Source organism: Streptomyces sp. PsTaAH-137, assembly GCF_003259365.1.
In the GTDB taxonomy this organism is placed as follows: domain Bacteria; phylum Actinomycetota; class Actinomycetes; order Streptomycetales; family Streptomycetaceae; genus Streptomyces.
This window is the reverse complement of sequence record NZ_QLLY01000020.1, coordinates 36,495-52,528: the sequence shown is the minus strand read 5'-3', so window position 1 is coordinate 52,528 and position 16,034 is coordinate 36,495. Positions and strand designations below refer to the sequence as shown.

The following is a 16,034-nucleotide window of genomic DNA, read 5'->3' as shown; positions in this document are numbered from 1 at the left end:
CTCGGTCTCGGGTCCTTTGGCGTCCGTCACAGCTTCGGCGCAATCTCTTCGGTCCAGATCCGCTCCCGCTCCTCGCCCGACATGTGGCAGGCGGAGAAGTGACCGGAGCCGACCTCGCGCAGTTCGGGGCGCTCGGTACGGGTGATGTTGTCCTTGGGGACGTCCGCGTACGGGCAGCGCGGGTTGAAGGCGCAGCCGGACGGCAGGTTGATCAGGCTGGGCGGGGAGCCCTTGACCGGCGTGAGCCGTTCGGTCTGCTCCCGGTCGATGCGGGGCATCGAGCCCAGCAGGCCCCAGGTGTAGGGGTGCTGGGGTTCGGTGAAGACCTGGGTGGCGCTGCCGCGCTCGACGCACCGGCCGCCGTACATCACGAGCAGTTCGTCGGCCATCTCCGCGACGACGCCGAGGTCGTGCGTGATCATGATGACCGCGGAGCCGAACTCCTTCTGCAGATCGCGGATCAGGTCCAGGATCTGCGCCTGCACGGTCACGTCGAGGGCCGTGGTCGGCTCGTCGGCGATCAGCAGCTCGGGGTTGTTCACCAGCGCCATCGCGATCATCGCGCGCTGGCGCATACCGCCGGAGAACTCGTGCGGGTAGGCGTCGACCCGCTTGTCGGGCTGCGGGATGCCGACCCGGTCGAGCATCTCGATCGCCCGCTTGCGCGCGGTCTTCTTGTCGACGTCGTGGTGGACCCGGTACGCCTCCACGATCTGCTTGCCGATCGTGTAGTACGGGTGCAGCGCGGAGAGCGGGTCCTGGAAGATCATCGCCATGTCGCGGCCGCGCAGCCGGCGGACGGCGTCCTGGTCGCCGGAGAGCAGTTCGGTGCCCTCCAGCCAGATCTCGCCGCTGATCTGCGCCTTGCGCCGGCCGTACTGGCCCGCGGTGTGCAGGCCCATGATGCCGAGCGAGGTGACGGACTTGCCTGATCCGGACTCGCCGACGATGCCGAGGGTGCGCCCCTTCTCCAGGGTGAAGGAGAGCCCGTCGACGGACTTGACCAGGCCGTCGTCGGTCGGGAAGTGCACCTTGAGGTCGCGGACCTCCAGGAAGGCGCTGGGGGCGCCGGAGGCGGTGACGGGTTCGCCGACCGCCGCTCCGGTCTTGTGCAGGTCGGTCATCCCAGCCTCACTCGCGGGTCGATGACGGCGTACAGAAGGTCCACGACGAGGTTGGCGACGGCGATCGCGAGGGCCGCGAACAGCGTCACGCCGAGGATCACGGGCAGGTCCTTGTTGCTGATGGCCTGGACCGCTTCGAGACCGAGACCCGGCAGGTTGAACGTGGACTCGGTGAGCACGGCGCCGCCGAGCAGCACACCGAGGTCGAGTCCGAAGACGGTGAGGATCGGGGTCATCGCCGAGCGCAGCGCGTGCCGGGTGATGACGGCGGACTCGCCGAGTCCCTTGGCGCGCGCGGTGCGGATGTAGTCCTCGCCGAGAATCTCCAGCATGGTGGCGCGGGTGAGTCTCGCGTACATCGCGGCGTTGAGGAAGGCGAGCACGATCCACGGCAGGATCAGCGTCTGCAGCCACGTACCGATCGAGTCGTCCGTGGACAGCGAGTCGGCGATGTGCACCCAGCCCAGGGTGTGGACGAAGATGCCCATCGCGACCATGCCGGTGAAGAAGACGGGGAGCGAGACGCCGCCGAGGGCGGTGGTCATCGCGGCGCGGTCCCAGAAGGTGCCGCGCTTGAGGGCGGAGGTGACGCCGGTGGCGACGCCGCCGAGCAGCCACAGGACGCAGGCGCCGAGCGCCAGGGCGCCGGTGATGGGCGCGTCCGCCTTGAGGGTGTCCCACACGGGTGCCTCGGTGCGGAAGGAGTACCCGAAGCAGGGGGCGGGGCAGTGGGTGATGTCGCCGCCGTTGGTGTAGTCACGGCCGAGCGGGATGCCCCGCACGAAGTCCCAGAACTGCACGAGCAGCGGGTCGTTGAGGCCCAGCTTGATGCGGATGCCGTCCAGCGCCTCGGGGCTGGTGGCCTTGCCGGCGAAGAGGACGGCGACGTCCTGGCCCGCCCATTTGGGCAGCATGAAGAAGATGGTGAAGGTCGCGAACAACACGATCAGCACCATGATGAGGACGGCGAACAGGCGCCGGATGAGATAAGCAAGCACTGTGCGCGGCCCGGCGGCGGGGACCCGTTCGGGGTCCCCGCCGCCGAGGCCATCACCTGCCCTTCGGACTGGCGGGTTTCGACGGCATGAGCGGGATCAGCTCAACGACCGGAAGGACTACGACTACTTGTTGCCGACGCCGAGCATCACGTAGTCGTAGCGACCGCTGTAGGCGGCGGACGAGTACACGTTGGTCAGGCGGCTGCTGCGCCACGAGATGTTCTTCTCGTAGATGAACGGCATCCAGTAGGCCTGGTCCAGGATCTCGTGGTCCAGGTCGGTGTAGATCTGCTTGGCCTTGTTCAGGTCGGTGGTGCCGATCGCGTCGTCGAAGAGCTTGTCGACCTTCTTGTCCTTGATCTGCGACTCGTTGTAGTTGCCGGTCGGGAAGATGAAGCGGCTGTCGAACAGCGGCTGCGCGTAACCCTGGCCGGAGTTGAAGTCGGGGCCCCAGCCGCTCATCGTCATGCCGTAGCCACGGGACTTGACGACCTTCGGCGAACCGGTGATCGAGGAGGCCTGGGCACCGTCGATCGAGTCGATCGTCAGCTTGATGCCGATCTTCGAGAGCGACGCCTGGAGCGCCTCGGCCGCGTCGACCTCACCCGGGTTGTTGCTGCGGGCGGAGATCTTGGTGGAGAAGCCGTTCGGCTTGCCGCACTGCTTCAGCGCGTCCTTGGCCTTGGCCACGTCCGGCTTGCCCTTGCGGGCGACGATCCCGTACGGGTCGTAGTCGCTGTAGCCCGGGATGGACTTCGGGAAGGTGGAGTTGGCGATCTCGCCACCGGCCACCTTGCCGCCGCGGGACTGCTGGATGCTCGCGAAGTCGGTGCCGTAGAAGACGGCCTTGCGGCACTCGACGTTGTCCAGCGGCTTGGTGGCGGTGACCAGGGCCACGTAGCGCACGAAGGAGGTCTGGACGTTGTCGACGTTGCCCCGGTACTTCTCGACGGCCGAGACACGGCCGGCCTGGGTCATGCCGGTGCCGTTGACGTCGACGTCGTAGTCGCCGGCCATCAGGCGCTTGTCGTTCTCCTCCAGGTTGGCGGAGATGGTGACCGTGATCTTGTCCGGCAGGGCCGGGCGGATCGGGTCGGACGACTTCTTCCAGGCCGTGTTGCGCACCAGCGTCAGGCTCTTGCCGGTGTTGTAGCTCTGGACCTTGTACGGGCCCGAGGACACCGGCTTCTGGGTGTACTTCTCCTTGGTGTCCTTCGCCTGCGGCACCGGGGCGCCGGTCGGCATGGCGAGCATCTGCTCGAAGTCACCGTTGGCCTTGGGCAGGTGGAAGACGATCGTCTGGTCGTCCGGCGTCTCGATCGCCTTCAGGCCCAGCTTGTCCTTCGACTTGTCCTTGTACGGGCCCTTGTACTCGCCCTTGGGGTCGAGCGTGGAGCGCAGGTAGCCGGGACCGCCGGTGATGACGTCGGTGGCCCAGATGCGCTCGATGCCGTACTTGACGTCCTTGGAGGTCAGCTTCGAGCCGTCCTCCCAGGTCAGACCGTCACGCAGCTTGTACGTGTAGGTCTTGCCGTCGTCCGAGACGGTGGCGGGCGCGGTGGCCAGGTCGCCGACCAGCTTGTTGGAGCCGTTGCCCGGCTTGGTGTCGTAGGTGACCAGGGTGCGGGTGTAGTACCGCATGAAGTCCCAGGTCATGCCGTAGTACGTGCGCTGCGGGTCCAGGGAGTCGAAGTCCTGCTTGCCGACGAACTTCAGCGTCCCGCCCTTCTTGGTGGACGCGTTGACGACCTTGTTCAGCGCGGCGTTGAAACCGGGAGCCTTGGCTCCGTCCTTGCTGTCGCCGTCACCGCCACCGCACGCCGTAGTGGCCGCCAGCGCCCCGACGACGAGGGCCGCGCACGCAGCGAGCCGTCGCTTGGGAATACCTGTGGGCATTTTCTCGTATCCTCCGAGATCGCGGTCCGGGCGAGTCGCCGATGAACCAGTCGGGTGCGCCGCCTGACGATGCGACAGGGGCCTGTGGAAAGAGGGCTGTTGGTGCCTAGCGGGTGCCCTTGGGGTCGAGCGCGTCGCGCAGCCCGTCCCCGAAGAGGTTGAACGCGAGGACGGTGACGAAGATCGTGACACCGGGGAAGACCATGAACATCGGGTCGTGCTCGTACGTCGCGAGCGCGTCGCGGAGCATGCCGCCCCAGGAGGCGGTCGGCGGGCGCACACCCGCGCCGAGGAAGCTGAGGGCGGCCTCGGTGAGGATGTTGGTGGGGATCATCAGCGTCATGTAGACGACGATCGGCGCCACCAGGTTGGGCAGCAGTTCGCGCAGCAGGATGTGCCGGCTGCCGCCGCCCAGCGAGCGGGCCGCCTCCACGTACTCGCGCTCACGCAGCGACAGCGTCTGGCCCCGGACGATCCGGCCCACGTAGGGCCAGCCGAAGAAGCCGATGACCAGGACGAGGATGGCGACGCGGACGCCCGTTCCGGTCAGCCCGAGCATGTCGTCGGGGAGCACGGAGACCAGCGAGATGATGAAGAGCAGCTGCGGGAAGGCGAGCAGCACGTCCATGACCCGGCTGATGATCGAGTCGACCCAGCCGCCGAAGAAGCCCGCGACGACGCCGAAGACCGTGCCGAGCACGACGGCGACGATCGCCGCGAGGAACGCGACGAGCAGCGAGATCCGGGCGCCGTAGACGACCCGGCTGAAGACGTCGCGGCCCTTGTTGGGCTCGACGCCGAACAGGTAGTCGCTGCTGACGCCGCCCAGCGAACCGGTGGGCAGGTTCGTCAGCGGATCGAGCTTGTCCTGGTGGAAGTCGTTGGGCGGGTGGCCCAGCAGACCGACGATGAGCGGGGCGAAGACCGCGACCAGGATCAGAAGGACGACAACGATGCCACCGGCCAGGGCGACCTTGTCCTGCTTGAGGCGGTTCCAGGCGATCTGCTTCAGCGACCGTCCTTCGACCTTGCCGCCTGACTGGCTCGCGGCAGTGTCGACCGACGCGACCGGCTCCGCCTCCGCGGTCGTGTCGTGCAATGGTGCCGTCATCGTGGCAGGGACCCCTCTCAACCGGCGGTGACCGGCCCGCACTTGCCGCTGGTGGCGGCGTGATTCAGTCCGTCGTACTCAGAGGGGTCGTACACGAGGTCGAACCCCTTGGAGCGGGAGTCTTCAACCTGTGTGCGATCTGTTGCCAGACTTGACGGGGAAAGGATGCCTAAACGTGATGCTGTCTGGGGGGTTCCGTTATCCGGACGGCGGTCAACGGCGTGCGAACAGTGGGCAGTTGGGGCGGAAGAGGCGGCGAGTCGGACATTGGCCCCACGAGGGCGCTTCTCTCCCGCAACCCGTCTCTTCCCGAAATGACCGCCGCACACGCGGAGTTGAGGATGAATTGAGGTTCAGGCGGATCGCCTGAACGGCTCGCCCTCAAACGCCGGACGGGCTGGGTGCTCCCAGCCCGTCCGGCGTTTGATGACAAAAGGGTCAGTACGAGGCGCCGTAAGGCGGCGGATACCCGTACCCGCCACCGGCCTGCCCCGCAGGGGCGACGTGCGCCTCGCGGTCGTAGAACGGCCGGGCGTTCGCCCGCAGCCACATCGCCACCGGGTCGTACTCGTCGGACATCGCGACCGTGGACACCGGCAGACCGTCCGGCACCGCCGTGACGGACTGCTGCATCATCGCGCGCACCGAGTCCACCGACGCGGGCGACGTGTCGTACACATCGAGGCCGATGGCGAGGTAGGGGGCGCCGAGCGCGGGCTGCACCCAGGCGCGGCGCAGCGCCCGCACGGCGGTCGTCCGGTGCGCGTTCTGCGCGAGGACCGCGTAGAACTGCGGGAGGTCGATCGTCGGCTCGGACAGCCGCAGCGGACCGGCGGGCTGCCGGTCGAGGCCGCCCGCGATCCGGCGCAGGTCGAGCCAGGGGATGCCGACGCCGCCGCCCGGCGCGTGCGGATTGAGCCAGAGGCCGTAGTGGTCGGGGTAGAGGGTGCGGGCCGCGTCGACGCCGCCGACCACCTCGTACGCGCGCGACCAGCCGGAGGCGGAGAGCTCTTGGGCGGAGGTGACACAGGGCGCGTAGCCGAAGCCGTCGACCTCCATGTTCCCGTACTGGGCGTCCGGGGAGCCCGCCTGGCCGTGCCAGAGCAGCATCCACACCTGGCCCGCCGCGGGATCGGCGAGTGCCTGGAGCAGCGCCTCGTACGCGTCGTAGCGCCCGGGAGTCACCTGGCGCAGCATCTGCTCGACCTGTCCGGCCGCGGCCGTGCCCGACGCACTCACCCGTAACCGCCCCTTCGTGTACTTCTGCCCGTCTGCGGATCGCCCGATCGCCCCGCGCCGGGCGGTGTGACACCGCCCGGTCAGGTCATGAAACCAGCTTAAGCGGCGTTACTGACACCGACTTGACGGACGGTGTCACACCTCTCGCGCATAGAACGGACGAACACGGGTCCGAAGCCAGTCCGCGACCGGGTCCTGAGTGACGTCGAGAAAGACGAGATTGACCGGCCAGGCGACCGGCGTCCGGCCCAGCGCACGGCCGAGCGCGTCCAGCGGGACGTCCCGCGCCGGGCCCTCCCACTCGGTGAGCTCCACACCGATGAACAGCGACGGGGCGCCGTCCTCGACGACCGCCAGGCAGCGGCGCGCCGTGCGGACGGTGCCGGACGCGTCGAACTCCTCGCGCACCGCGGTCAGGAAGTCGACCGGGTCGTCCTGCCAGTCCGGCTCGGAGAGCACGACCCGGCCGCCGGTCGCGGGACCGTCCAGCGGGGTGCGGCCGCCGCGCGCCAGCTCGGCGACGGCCGGCGGCGGGAGCGGGATCCCGATGGTGCCGTCCGGGTTCACCGCGAGGCCGACCTGCGGCGGCAGGCCGCGGGCGAACTCCGCCGCCGGGGCCACCGTGCAGTCCATCCGGCCGCCGGTGACCCGCATGAACTCGTGCTCGGAGCTGAAGACGGGCACATACGCCTGGCCCTCCATCTCCAGCGTGGGCAGATCGAGGTCGCGGCTGGCCGGGCCGCCGCCCTTGGGCAGCGGGATCCACAGGTGGCTGCGGCCCAGCACCTCGACGATGCGGCCGCCGCCCTCGGGCCGGCCGAGCGCCGCGGAGAGGACCTCCTCCAGCTCGTTCGCCGGCCAGGTGTGCTGCGGCTGCGGGTGGGCGTGCGCCGCGCCCTCGCCCTGCGCGTAGTGCTCGTGCCCCTGCTGCTCCGGGATGCCCGGCGTCTCCATAGCTGCCTTCAACCTCTGCTCCGGCCCTGACATGCGGTCCGGCCGACGATAACCCGTTCGGCGGTACCGCCGGGGGGACTCCCCCGCGGTCTCAGCGCTCCAGGAACGTGATTCCGCCGAGTGCGTCGGACGCCGCGCGGTCGAGGAGCACCGCCGACTCGATGCCGGCCGGGAGGTCTCCCGACTCGGTCGACGTGACGAGGGCGGTGACCGCCCTGCGGTGCCGGGCGAAGGCATAGCGCGAGACGCCCCGGCCCCGGTCGCGCTGGCCGTCGAGCGCCAGGTCCGGCGGCACGTCGAGCAGGATCAGATGGACGGCGGCGCCGCGCCGCCCGGCCGACCGCGTCACCCAGCGCCGCACCCAGGCCTGCGTCCCGCAGTCGTGCACGACGAGGCTGGCGCCGGAGCGCATCGCGCGGCGCAGGCCCGCGTAGTGCGCGACGCGGACCAGCGGCCGGTAGAGCACGTACGGCAGCCAGCGCGGCATCCGGGCCGCCCAGCGCTCCCGGGTGTCCTGGGAGTCGATCCGCACCACGGTGACCACGCGCCGCATCAGCGTGGACTTCCCGCTGCCCGGCAGCCCCGACAGCACGACCAGGTCACCGGCCGCGAAGCCGATCCGGCGCGGGGTGCGGCCGCCCCGCCCCCGCAGGTCCCGCACCGAGCGCTGCCGAGGAATCCGCACCCCCGCCACCGCCGGCGCCGTGGTCGCGTACGCCCCCGCCAACTCCTTGTGCACCGTGATCGTCCTCCCCGTTCCGGTCACGCCACTTCCTGCCCGCCAAGTGTAAAGAGTAGGTAATGCCCTCCGGTCTGTTTCCCCGTTCCCCGGACATGCAATGATGTGCGCGCCAACTGCATACAGGCCGCTTGAATCCGCGCGGGAGAGTTCCAGGCACACGCTGTCCTGGGCGCCGAAGGAGCAAGTCCCTCCCTTGAATCTCTCAGGCCCCGAACCGCGCGGGCGAGGCACATCTGAAAAGCGGGCCGACCGTCTCGTACGGCGGCCCCACCCAAGGTGCAAGCCCCTCGGGGCGAACCTCTCAGGTTCCGATGACAGATGGGGAGGACACTTCGCCCTCGCCGTCATGCCCTGGAGCACTCGCAATGAGCCCTACGCCTTCCCGCCTGACCGCGCTCGATGCCCTGCACCGCGCGCTCGGCGCCACGATGACCGATTTCGCCGGCTGGGACATGCCGCTGCGCTACGGCAGCGAGCGTGACGAGCACACCGCCGTCCGTACGAAGGCCGGTCTCTTCGACCTGTCCCACATGGGCGAGATCACCGTCACCGGCGCCCAGGCCGTGGACCTGCTCAACCACGCGCTCGTCGGCAACATCGGCTCGGTCGGCGTCGGCCGCGCCCGCTACACGATGATCTGCCGCGCGGACGGCGGCATCCTCGACGACCTGATCGTCTACCGGCTCGGCGAGAGCGAGTACATGGTCGTCGCCAACGCGGGCAACGCGCAGATCGTCCTCGACGCCCTCACCGAGCGCGCCGAGGGCTTCGACGCCGAGGTCCGCGACGACCGGGACGCGTACGCGCTGATCGCCGTGCAGGGCCCGAACTCCCCCGCCATCGTGAAGTCCGTCACGGACGCCGACCTGGACGGCCTGAAGTACTACGCGGGTCTGCCCGGCACCGTCGCGGGCGTCGAGGCGCTCATCGCCCGCACCGGCTACACCGGCGAGGACGGCTTCGAGCTGTTCGTCGCCCCGGCCGACGCCGAGAAGCTGTGGCAGGCGCTGACCGAGGCCGGCGCCGCGTACGGCCTGGTCCCCTGCGGCCTGTCCTGCCGGGACACGCTGCGCCTGGAGGCGGGCATGCCGCTGTACGGGCACGAGCTGACCACGGAGCTGACCCCGTTCGACGCCGGGCTCGGCCGCGTCGTGAAGTTCGAGAAGACGTCCCACGGCGACGACTTCGTCGGCCACGACGCGCTGAAGGAAGCCGCCGAGCGCGCCGAGACCGCCCCGCCCCGCAAGCTGGTCGGCCTGATCGCCGAGGGCCGCCGCGTCCCGCGCGCCGGGATGTCCGTCGTCGCCGACGGCCGGGTGATCGGCGAGATCACCTCCGGCGCCCCGTCCCCGACGCTCGGCAAGCCGATCGCCATCGCGTACGTGGACCCCTCGCACGCCGCGCCGGGCACGGCGGGTGTCGGCGTCGACATCCGTGGTACGCACGAGCCGTACGAGGTCGTGGCTCTGCCGTTCTACAAGCGCCAGAAGTGACCCTGACCAGCCCCGCCGTCATCAGCACCCTCCCCCGTACAGGAGAATTCGCCTCATGAGCAACCCCCAGCAGCTGCGCTACAGCAAGGAACACGAGTGGCTGTCGGCCACCGAGGACGGCGTCGCCACCGTCGGCATCACGGAGCACGCGGCCAACGCGCTCGGTGACATCGTCTTCGTCCAGCTCCCCGAGGTCGGCGACACCGCCACCGCGGGCGAGACCTGCGGCGAGCTGGAGTCGACCAAGTCCGTGTCCGACCTGTACTCCCCGGTGACGGGCGAGGTCACCGAGATCAACCAGGACGTCGTGGACGACCCGGCGCTCGTGAACTCGGCCCCGTTCGAGGGCGGCTGGCTGTTCAAGGTCCGCCTCGCCGAGGAGCCGGCCGACCTGCTCACCGCCGACGAGTACACCGAGTTCTCCGGGAGCTGACCCCCCTCATGACTGAGCAGAAGTCCGTACTGAACGAATCCCTGCACGAGCTCGACCCGGACGTGGCCGAGGCCGTCGACGCCGAGCTGCGCCGCCAGCAGTCGACGCTCGAGATGATCGCGTCGGAGAACTTCGCCCCGGTCGCCGTCATGGAGGCGCAAGGGTCGGTCCTCACCAACAAGTACGCCGAGGGCTACCCCGGCCGCCGCTACTACGGCGGCTGCGAGCACGTCGACGTCACCGAGCAGATCGCCATCGACCGGGTGAAGGAGCTGTTCGGCGCCGAGTACGCCAACGTGCAGCCGCACTCGGGCGCCTCCGCGAACCAGGCCGCCCTGTTCGCCATCGCCAAGCCCGGCGACACGATCCTCGGCCTGGACCTGGCGCACGGCGGCCACCTCACCCACGGCATGCGCCTGAACTTCTCCGGCAAGCAGTTCGATGTGGTCGCGTACCACGTGGACGAGGCCGGCCTGGTCGACATGGCCGAGGTCGAGCGCCTCGCCAAGGAGCACCGCCCGAAGGTCATCATCGCGGGCTGGTCGGCCTACCCCCGCCAGCTGGACTTCGCCGAGTTCCGTCGCATCGCCGACGAGGTCGAGGCGTACCTGTGGGTCGACATGGCGCACTTCGCGGGCCTGGTGGCCGCGGGCCTGCACCCGAACCCCGTGCCGTACGCCGACGTCGTCACCTCCACGACGCACAAGACGCTCGGCGGCCCGCGCGGCGGCATCATCCTCGCCCGCTCCAAGGAGTTCGCGAAGAAGCTGAACTCCGCGGTCTTCCCGGGCTTCCAGGGCGGCCCCCTGGAGCACGTGATCGCGGCCAAGGCCGTCTCCTTCAAGGTCGCCGCGAGCGAGGGCTTCAAGGAGCGCCAGCAGCGCACGATCGAGGGCGCCCAGATCCTCGCCGAGCGCCTGACCTCGGAGGACGCCCGCGCCCACGGCGTGAACGTGGCCTCCGGCGGCACCGACGTCCACCTGGTCCTCGTCGACCTGCGCGACTCGGAGCTCGACGGCCAGCAGGCCGAGGATCGGCTCCACGAGGTCGGCATCACGGTCAACCGCAACGCGGTCCCGAACGACCCGCGCCCGCCGATGGTCACCTCCGGCCTGCGCATCGGCACCCCCGCGCTGGCCACCCGCGGCTTCGGCGCCGACGACTTCCGTGAGGTCGCCGACGTCATCGCCGAGACCCTCAAGCCGTCCTACGACGCCGAGGCGCTGAAGGCCCGGGTGACCGCGCTCGCGGAGAAGCACCCGCTGTACCCCGGCCTGTAGTCATTCCGTACGCTTTGCGTCGTACGAATTCTCGGGGCACCCCGCACACTGGACAGTGAGCAGGGTGCCCCGTGGCACGTCCCCCTCTCATGCCCCACCCGGCAGACAACGGCGTCTACCACCACCATTGGAGTTCCACCGTGGCCATCTCGGTCTTCGACCTGTTCTCGATCGGCATCGGCCCGTCCAGCTCCCACACGGTCGGCCCGATGCGCGCGGCCCGCATGTTCGCGCGCCGCCTCAAGAACGAGGGCCTGCTGGCCCACACCGCCTCGATACGCGCCGAGCTGTACGGCTCCCTCGGCGCCACCGGACACGGCCACGGCACCCCGAAGGCGGTGCTGCTCGGCCTGGAGGGCGACTCCCCGCGCACCGTCGACGTCGAGCACGCCGACCAGCGCGTCGAGGCGATCAGGACGTCCGGCCGGATCAGCGTCCTCGGCGTGCACGAGATCGGCTTCGACTTCGACGAGGACCTGATCCTGCACCGCCGCAAGGCCCTGCCGTACCACGCGAACGGCATGACCCTGTGGGCCCACGACGCCGACGGCGCGGAGCTGCTCACCAAGACGTACTACTCGGTCGGCGGCGGCTTCGTCGTCGATGAGGACGCCGTGGCCGGCGACAACCCGATCGTCCCCGACGACACGGTCCTGAAGCACCCCTTCCGCACCGGCGACGAGCTGCTCCGCCTCACCCACGAGACCGGCCTGTCCATCCCGGCGCTGATGCTGGAGAACGAGAAGGCCTGGCGCACCGAGGACGAGATCCGCGCGGGCCTGCTGGAGATCTGGCGGGTCATGCAGGCGTGCACCTCCCGCGGCATGGCCCGCGAGGGCATCCTGCCGGGCGGCCTCAAGGTCCGCCGCCGCGCCGCGAGTTCGGCCCGCAAGCTGCGCGCCGAGGGCGATCCGCTGGCCCACGCCATGGAGTGGATCACCCTGTACGCGATGGCGGTCAACGAGGAGAACGCGGCGGGCGGCCGTGTGGTGACCGCCCCGACCAACGGCGCGGCGGGCATCATCCCGGCGGTCCTGCACTACTACGTCAACTTCGTGCCCGGTGCCGACGAGGAGGGCGTGGTCCGCTTCCTCCTCTCGGCCGGTGCCATCGGCATGCTCTTCAAGGAGAACGCCTCGATCTCCGGCGCCGAGGTCGGCTGCCAGGGCGAGGTCGGCTCGGCCTGCTCGATGGCGGCCGGCGCGCTCGCCGAGGTGCTCGGCGGCTCCCCGGAGCAGGTGGAGAACGCGGCGGAGATCGGCATGGAGCACAACCTCGGCCTGACCTGCGACCCGGTCGGCGGCCTGGTCCAGATCCCGTGCATCGAGCGCAACGGCATGGCGGCCGTGAAGGCGGTCACCGCGGCCAAGATGGCGATGCGCGGCGACGGCTCGCACAAGGTGTCCCTGGACAAGGTCATCAAGACCATGCGGGACACCGGTGCGGACATGTCGGTGAAGTACAAGGAGACGGCGAGGGGCGGCCTCGCCGTCAACATCATCGAGTGCTGAGGGGCGGGGCGGCGGTCACAGCGTGGCCGTCGTCCCCTCTCCGGTCCCGCTGCCCTGAAGCCACTGGTCCCAGCTCAGGTTGAACGCCGCGTAGCCGTTGTCGGCCGGGGCCTTGGCGCGCGGCGAGCCGGTGATCGTCACCGGGTCGCCCTGCTTGACCTGGCCGTAGAACCACTTGGCGTCCGACATCGACAGATGCACACAGCCGTGCGAGCCGCGGGCGCTGCCGCTGCCCGGGTTGGGGTCGCCGGTCGAGTAGTGCACGTACGTACCGGACTGGGTGAGGTGCACGTCCCAGGGCAGGGTGAGGTCGTAGTAGTTGGCGCTGCCCTTGTCGCAGCTGATGCCGACGCTGCAGGAGGTCATGTGGACCTTCTCCTGCTTGTCGATCACGGCCATCGTGCCGTTCCAGGTCGGGTACTCGGCGCTGCCCGCGTTGATGGACAGGGTGCGCAGCGTCGACCCGTTCTTCGTGACCTTCATGGTGTGGCCGCTGACCGACACGTCCGCGCGGACGTCGTCGCCGACCTTGAAGGTGTGGGTGTAGCTGTGCGTGCCGTACCGCCCGTTGCCGTTGCTGACGCCCTCCATGTCGGCGACGACCTTCACCTTGGTCCCCGAGGGCCAGTAGTCCTTCGGCCGCCAGTCGGCGCGCTTGTCGCCGAACCAGTGCCAGGCGCCCTCCACCGGCTGCGAGGCGCTGACCTTCATGTGCTTCTCCACCGAAGCACGGGCCTTCTCGGCGACGGGGTTGGTGAACACCACCGAGACGGGCATGGCCACGCCGACCGTGGTGCCGCTCTGCGGCATGATCGTCTCCAGCAGCATCGGCGGGCCCTTGGGCTTCGTCGGGGACGGGGACGCGCTCGCGCTCGGCTTCCCCGGCTTGCCGTTCTTCCCGTCCGCCTGATCGCTGCCGCCGCCCGAGCCGCAGGCGCTCGTCCCCACGAGCACCGCGACCGTCACGAGTGCGATACCTATTCCGCCGCCCTTGCGCCGTCCCACGTCCTGCCCCACTCTCCTCGGTCCGCGCCCTCCGAATCCGGGGCCCGGCCTTCTGTCAGACCCCTGTCCGGGTGGGCTCAGTTGCATGTGGACACGTAAAGCGTGTTCCAAGATTGCGGGCACCCACACGCGCGCCCGCACAACCGGCGCCTTCCCCGTAAAGCCGCCCGCAGGCAGGTTCGGATCCGGGAGCATGCGGGGACCATGACAGTTCAACCTCGTCGTCCCCACCGACCAGGAGGCCCCACATGCTCCACGGCATCGACGTCAGCTCCTACCAGTCCACGTTCGACACGGACGGCCAGTCGTTCGTCTTCATCAAGGCCACGGAGGGGCGCAGTTACGTCAATCCGCGCCTGACCCACCAGACGAAACTGGCCAGAGACGGCGAGTGCGTCGTGGGCTTCTACCACTTCCTGTGGCCGGGGAACATCGCCGCCCAGGCCGCCTACTTCGTGAGCAAGGCCCCCGAGAAGGCCGGCGACCTGCTCGCGGTCGACTGGGAGACGACCGGCGACGGCACCCGGGCGAGCAACGCCGACAAGGACCACTTCATCCGCGAGGTGAAGCGCCTGCGCCCGAACAACAAGGTCCTGCTGTACTGCAACCGCGATTACTGGCTGAATCACGACACCACGTCGTACGCGGGCGACGGTCTGTGGATCGCCGACTACGTCACGGCGGGCAAGCCCCGCATCCAGGCGAAGTGGACGATCCACCAGTACACGTCGACCCCGCACGACAAGAACGTGGCCAGATTCACGAGCGAGAGCACGCTGCGCGACTGGGCCACGCCCTGACGGCAGGTATGCGCGTCCGTCAGGCGCGCCACTCCGCCGTGCGCTCCGGGGACGCCGCGGCCAGCGCCTTGCGGACGGCCTCGGCGTCGGAGGCGAGGCCGTAGACCGGGGTGCCGGGCTGCTGGCGCCACGACTCGTCCTGGCCGCCCGCGTCGACGGCGTCGAAGCCGATCTCGTCGAGGAGGGCCGTGACGGCCTGCTTCGCCGCCGCGTCGTCTCCGGCGATCGGCAGGGCGACGCGGTCGGGGGCGCCGGCGGGGCGGGCCTTGTCGACGATGTCGGCCGCGTACGTGCCGTTGAAGACCTTCACGACCTCGTGGCCGAGCTGGCGCTCCGTCCAGCGGCTCTCGGTCAGTCCCTCGTCCTCGATCCCGTCGATCTTCCCGTCGCGCTGCTGCGGGTAGTAGTTGCCGGTGTCGATGACGGTGACGTCGGGCGCCGCCGAGCCGAGCAGCCCCTCGGGCAGGTTCGGGACCGCCTTCAGCGGGATCGTGACCACGACGACCTGGGCGCCGCGGACCGCGTCCTCGATGGTGGCGGGGGTCGCGCCGGTCTCCTCGGCGAGCTCGGTGAGGGTGTGCGGGCCGCGCGAGTTCGCCACGTGGACGTCGTGGCCGACGGCGGTGAGGCGCCGGGTGAGGTTGCCGCCGATGTTGCCCGCGCCGATGATGCCGATCTTCATGTCTCGTCCCTTCGGAGATTCATGCATGTGCATCGAATGCGAACCCGGGGAACGGACGGGCTATTCCTCAGGACCCGAGCTTCCCCTGAACGGCCGCAAGCTCGGCCTGCGCCACCCGGCCCGCGGTCTCGGCGTCGCCCGCCACGACCGCGTCCACCAGGTCCGCGTGCGCCGCGTCGCCGTGGTCGCGCTCGGCGCGGGGTACGTCGACGAGGTCGAGCAGGTCGATGAGGCCCTGCCGCAGGGCCGGTGCGAACTCCGCGAACAGGTCGGTCAGTACGGGGTTGTGGGCGGCGGCGACGACGGTGGCGTGCAGCGCGATGTCGGCGTCGACGAAGGCGTCGCCGGGACCGTCGGCGGCCGCCCGCCGCGCGGCGAGGGCCGCCCGCATCGCGGCGATGTCGTCGTCGGTGCGCCGCCCGGCCGCGAGCCGGGCCGCCTGGACCTCCAGGAGCGTGCGGACCTCGTAGACGTCGGCGACGGCCGCCCTGCGCAGCCGGGCCGGGAAGTCCTCCACGGGCCGCGTCGCCGTCACGAAGACACCGGCGCCCTGCCGGGGCCGCACCATCCCGGCCCCGGCGAGCGCGCGCAGCGCCTCGCGGACCGTGGAGCGGCCGACGCCGAGGTCCTTGGCGAGGGTGGTCTCGCCGGGCAGCCGGGCGCCGACGGGCCAGGTGCCGTCGGCGATCTGGGCGCGCAGGCGCTCGGCGGCCTGTTCGACGAGGGGGCTGGGGCGGAGCGGACCCACCGACACCGGTGTCACCAA

The 16,034-nt window shown here is 70.1% G+C and carries 15 protein-coding genes and 1 riboswitch; of the genes, 5 read left to right on the top strand and 10 right to left on the bottom strand.

Annotated features, from left to right (window positions below):
* Positions 1-26: 26 nt before the first annotated feature.
* The 7 genes from K377_RS33830 to K377_RS33800 all read right to left on the bottom strand — a co-directional run bounded on the left by K377_RS33830 (position 27) and on the right by K377_RS33800 (position 8,088).
* Complete coding sequence (locus K377_RS33830; RefSeq protein ID WP_111667439.1) at positions 27-1,124, bottom strand: ABC transporter ATP-binding protein; 1,098 nt, start codon at positions 1,122-1,124, stop codon at positions 27-29.
* The gene (locus tag K377_RS33825) at positions 1,121-2,122 is read right to left on the bottom strand and encodes an ABC transporter permease (protein WP_111667438.1); all 1,002 of its coding nucleotides are present in this window, start codon (positions 2,120-2,122) and stop codon (positions 1,121-1,123) included. Before K377_RS33825 ends, K377_RS33830 begins: the two co-directional genes overlap by 4 nt.
* A 123-nt stretch (positions 2,123-2,245) precedes the next feature.
* Positions 2,246-4,018, bottom strand: coding sequence for an ABC transporter substrate-binding protein (locus K377_RS33820; RefSeq protein ID WP_111667437.1), 1,773 nt, complete (start codon positions 4,016-4,018; stop codon positions 2,246-2,248).
* Between the two features lie 106 nt (positions 4,019-4,124).
* Positions 4,125-5,129, bottom strand: a complete 1,005-nt coding sequence (locus tag K377_RS33815; protein WP_111667436.1) for an ABC transporter permease — start codon at positions 5,127-5,129, stop codon at positions 4,125-4,127.
* Positions 5,130-5,567: 438 nt separating this feature from the next.
* A complete protein-coding gene (locus K377_RS33810; protein WP_111667435.1) occupies positions 5,568-6,368 on the bottom strand; it encodes an enhanced serine sensitivity protein SseB C-terminal domain-containing protein in 801 nt (266 codons plus the stop codon).
* A gap of 135 nt (positions 6,369-6,503) precedes the next feature.
* Positions 6,504-7,322 carry an enhanced serine sensitivity protein SseB gene (locus K377_RS33805; protein ID WP_111667434.1) on the bottom strand — a complete coding sequence of 273 codons (819 nt, stop codon included), beginning with the start codon at positions 7,320-7,322 and terminating at the stop codon, positions 6,504-6,506.
* A 91-nt stretch (positions 7,323-7,413) separates the two neighbouring features.
* Positions 7,414-8,088, bottom strand: coding sequence for an AAA family ATPase (locus K377_RS33800; protein ID WP_375605982.1), 675 nt, complete (start codon positions 8,086-8,088; stop codon positions 7,414-7,416).
* 105 nt (positions 8,089-8,193) lie between these two features.
* Positions 8,194-8,291: riboswitch (glycine riboswitch) on the top strand.
* Between the two features lie 138 nt (positions 8,292-8,429).
* Here K377_RS33800 and gcvT point away from each other — a divergent pair.
* The 4 genes from gcvT to K377_RS33780 all read left to right on the top strand — a co-directional run bounded on the left by gcvT (position 8,430) and on the right by K377_RS33780 (position 12,781).
* Complete coding sequence (gene gcvT, locus K377_RS33795) at positions 8,430-9,557, top strand: glycine cleavage system aminomethyltransferase GcvT (protein WP_111667433.1); 1,128 nt, start codon at positions 8,430-8,432, stop codon at positions 9,555-9,557.
* Positions 9,558-9,612: 55 nt separating this feature from the next.
* A complete protein-coding gene (gene gcvH, locus K377_RS33790; protein WP_111667432.1) occupies positions 9,613-9,990 on the top strand; it encodes a glycine cleavage system protein GcvH in 378 nt (125 codons plus the stop codon).
* A gap of 8 nt (positions 9,991-9,998) precedes the next feature.
* A complete protein-coding gene (glyA, locus tag K377_RS33785; protein WP_111667431.1) occupies positions 9,999-11,270 on the top strand; it encodes a serine hydroxymethyltransferase in 1,272 nt (423 codons plus the stop codon).
* A 140-nt stretch (positions 11,271-11,410) separates the two neighbouring features.
* Positions 11,411-12,781, top strand: coding sequence for an L-serine ammonia-lyase (locus K377_RS33780; RefSeq protein ID WP_111667430.1), 1,371 nt, complete (start codon positions 11,411-11,413; stop codon positions 12,779-12,781).
* Positions 12,782-12,796: 15 nt separating this feature from the next.
* On the opposite strand, the gene K377_RS33775 is transcribed toward K377_RS33780, so the two are convergent.
* Entirely contained in the window at positions 12,797-13,786 is a 990-nt protein-coding gene (locus K377_RS33775; protein WP_111667429.1) for an Ig-like domain-containing protein, read from the bottom strand.
* Between the two features lie 248 nt (positions 13,787-14,034).
* Here K377_RS33775 and K377_RS33770 point away from each other — a divergent pair, with 248 nt between their 5' ends.
* Positions 14,035-14,586, top strand: coding sequence for a glycoside hydrolase family 25 protein (locus tag K377_RS33770; protein WP_111667428.1), 552 nt, complete (start codon positions 14,035-14,037; stop codon positions 14,584-14,586).
* A gap of 19 nt (positions 14,587-14,605) precedes the next feature.
* Here the strand turns inward: K377_RS33770 and K377_RS33765 are convergent, their stop codons facing one another.
* Together K377_RS33765 and K377_RS33760 are read right to left on the bottom strand one after the other, a co-directional pair.
* The gene (locus tag K377_RS33765) at positions 14,606-15,268 is read right to left on the bottom strand and encodes an NADPH-dependent F420 reductase (protein ID WP_111667427.1); all 663 of its coding nucleotides are present in this window, start codon (positions 15,266-15,268) and stop codon (positions 14,606-14,608) included.
* A 67-nt stretch (positions 15,269-15,335) separates the two neighbouring features.
* Entirely contained in the window at positions 15,336-16,022 is a 687-nt protein-coding gene (locus K377_RS33760; protein WP_111667426.1) for a FadR/GntR family transcriptional regulator, read from the bottom strand.
* Positions 16,023-16,034 lie beyond the last annotated feature (12 nt).

What these genes read in the sequence shown, in the direction of transcription:
- K377_RS33830 (WP_111667439.1), bottom strand. Translation starts at nt 1,124, where the DNA reads ATGACCGACCTGCACAAGACCGGAGCGGCGGTCGGCGAACCCGTCACC.
- K377_RS33820 (WP_111667437.1), bottom strand. Translation starts at nt 4,018, where the DNA reads ATGCCCACAGGTATTCCCAAGCGACGGCTCGCTGCGTGCGCGGCCCTC.
- K377_RS33815 (WP_111667436.1), bottom strand. Translation starts at nt 5,129, where the DNA reads ATGACGGCACCATTGCACGACACGACCGCGGAGGCGGAGCCGGTCGCG.
- K377_RS33805 (WP_111667434.1), bottom strand. Translation starts at nt 7,322, where the DNA reads ATGGAGACGCCGGGCATCCCGGAGCAGCAGGGGCACGAGCACTACGCG.
- gcvT (WP_111667433.1), top strand. Translation starts at nt 8,430, where the DNA reads ATGAGCCCTACGCCTTCCCGCCTGACCGCGCTCGATGCCCTGCACCGC.
- gcvH (WP_111667432.1), top strand. Translation starts at nt 9,613, where the DNA reads ATGAGCAACCCCCAGCAGCTGCGCTACAGCAAGGAACACGAGTGGCTG.
- glyA (WP_111667431.1), top strand. Translation starts at nt 9,999, where the DNA reads ATGACTGAGCAGAAGTCCGTACTGAACGAATCCCTGCACGAGCTCGAC.
- K377_RS33770 (WP_111667428.1), top strand. Translation starts at nt 14,035, where the DNA reads ATGCTCCACGGCATCGACGTCAGCTCCTACCAGTCCACGTTCGACACG.
- K377_RS33765 (WP_111667427.1), bottom strand. Translation starts at nt 15,268, where the DNA reads ATGAAGATCGGCATCATCGGCGCGGGCAACATCGGCGGCAACCTCACC.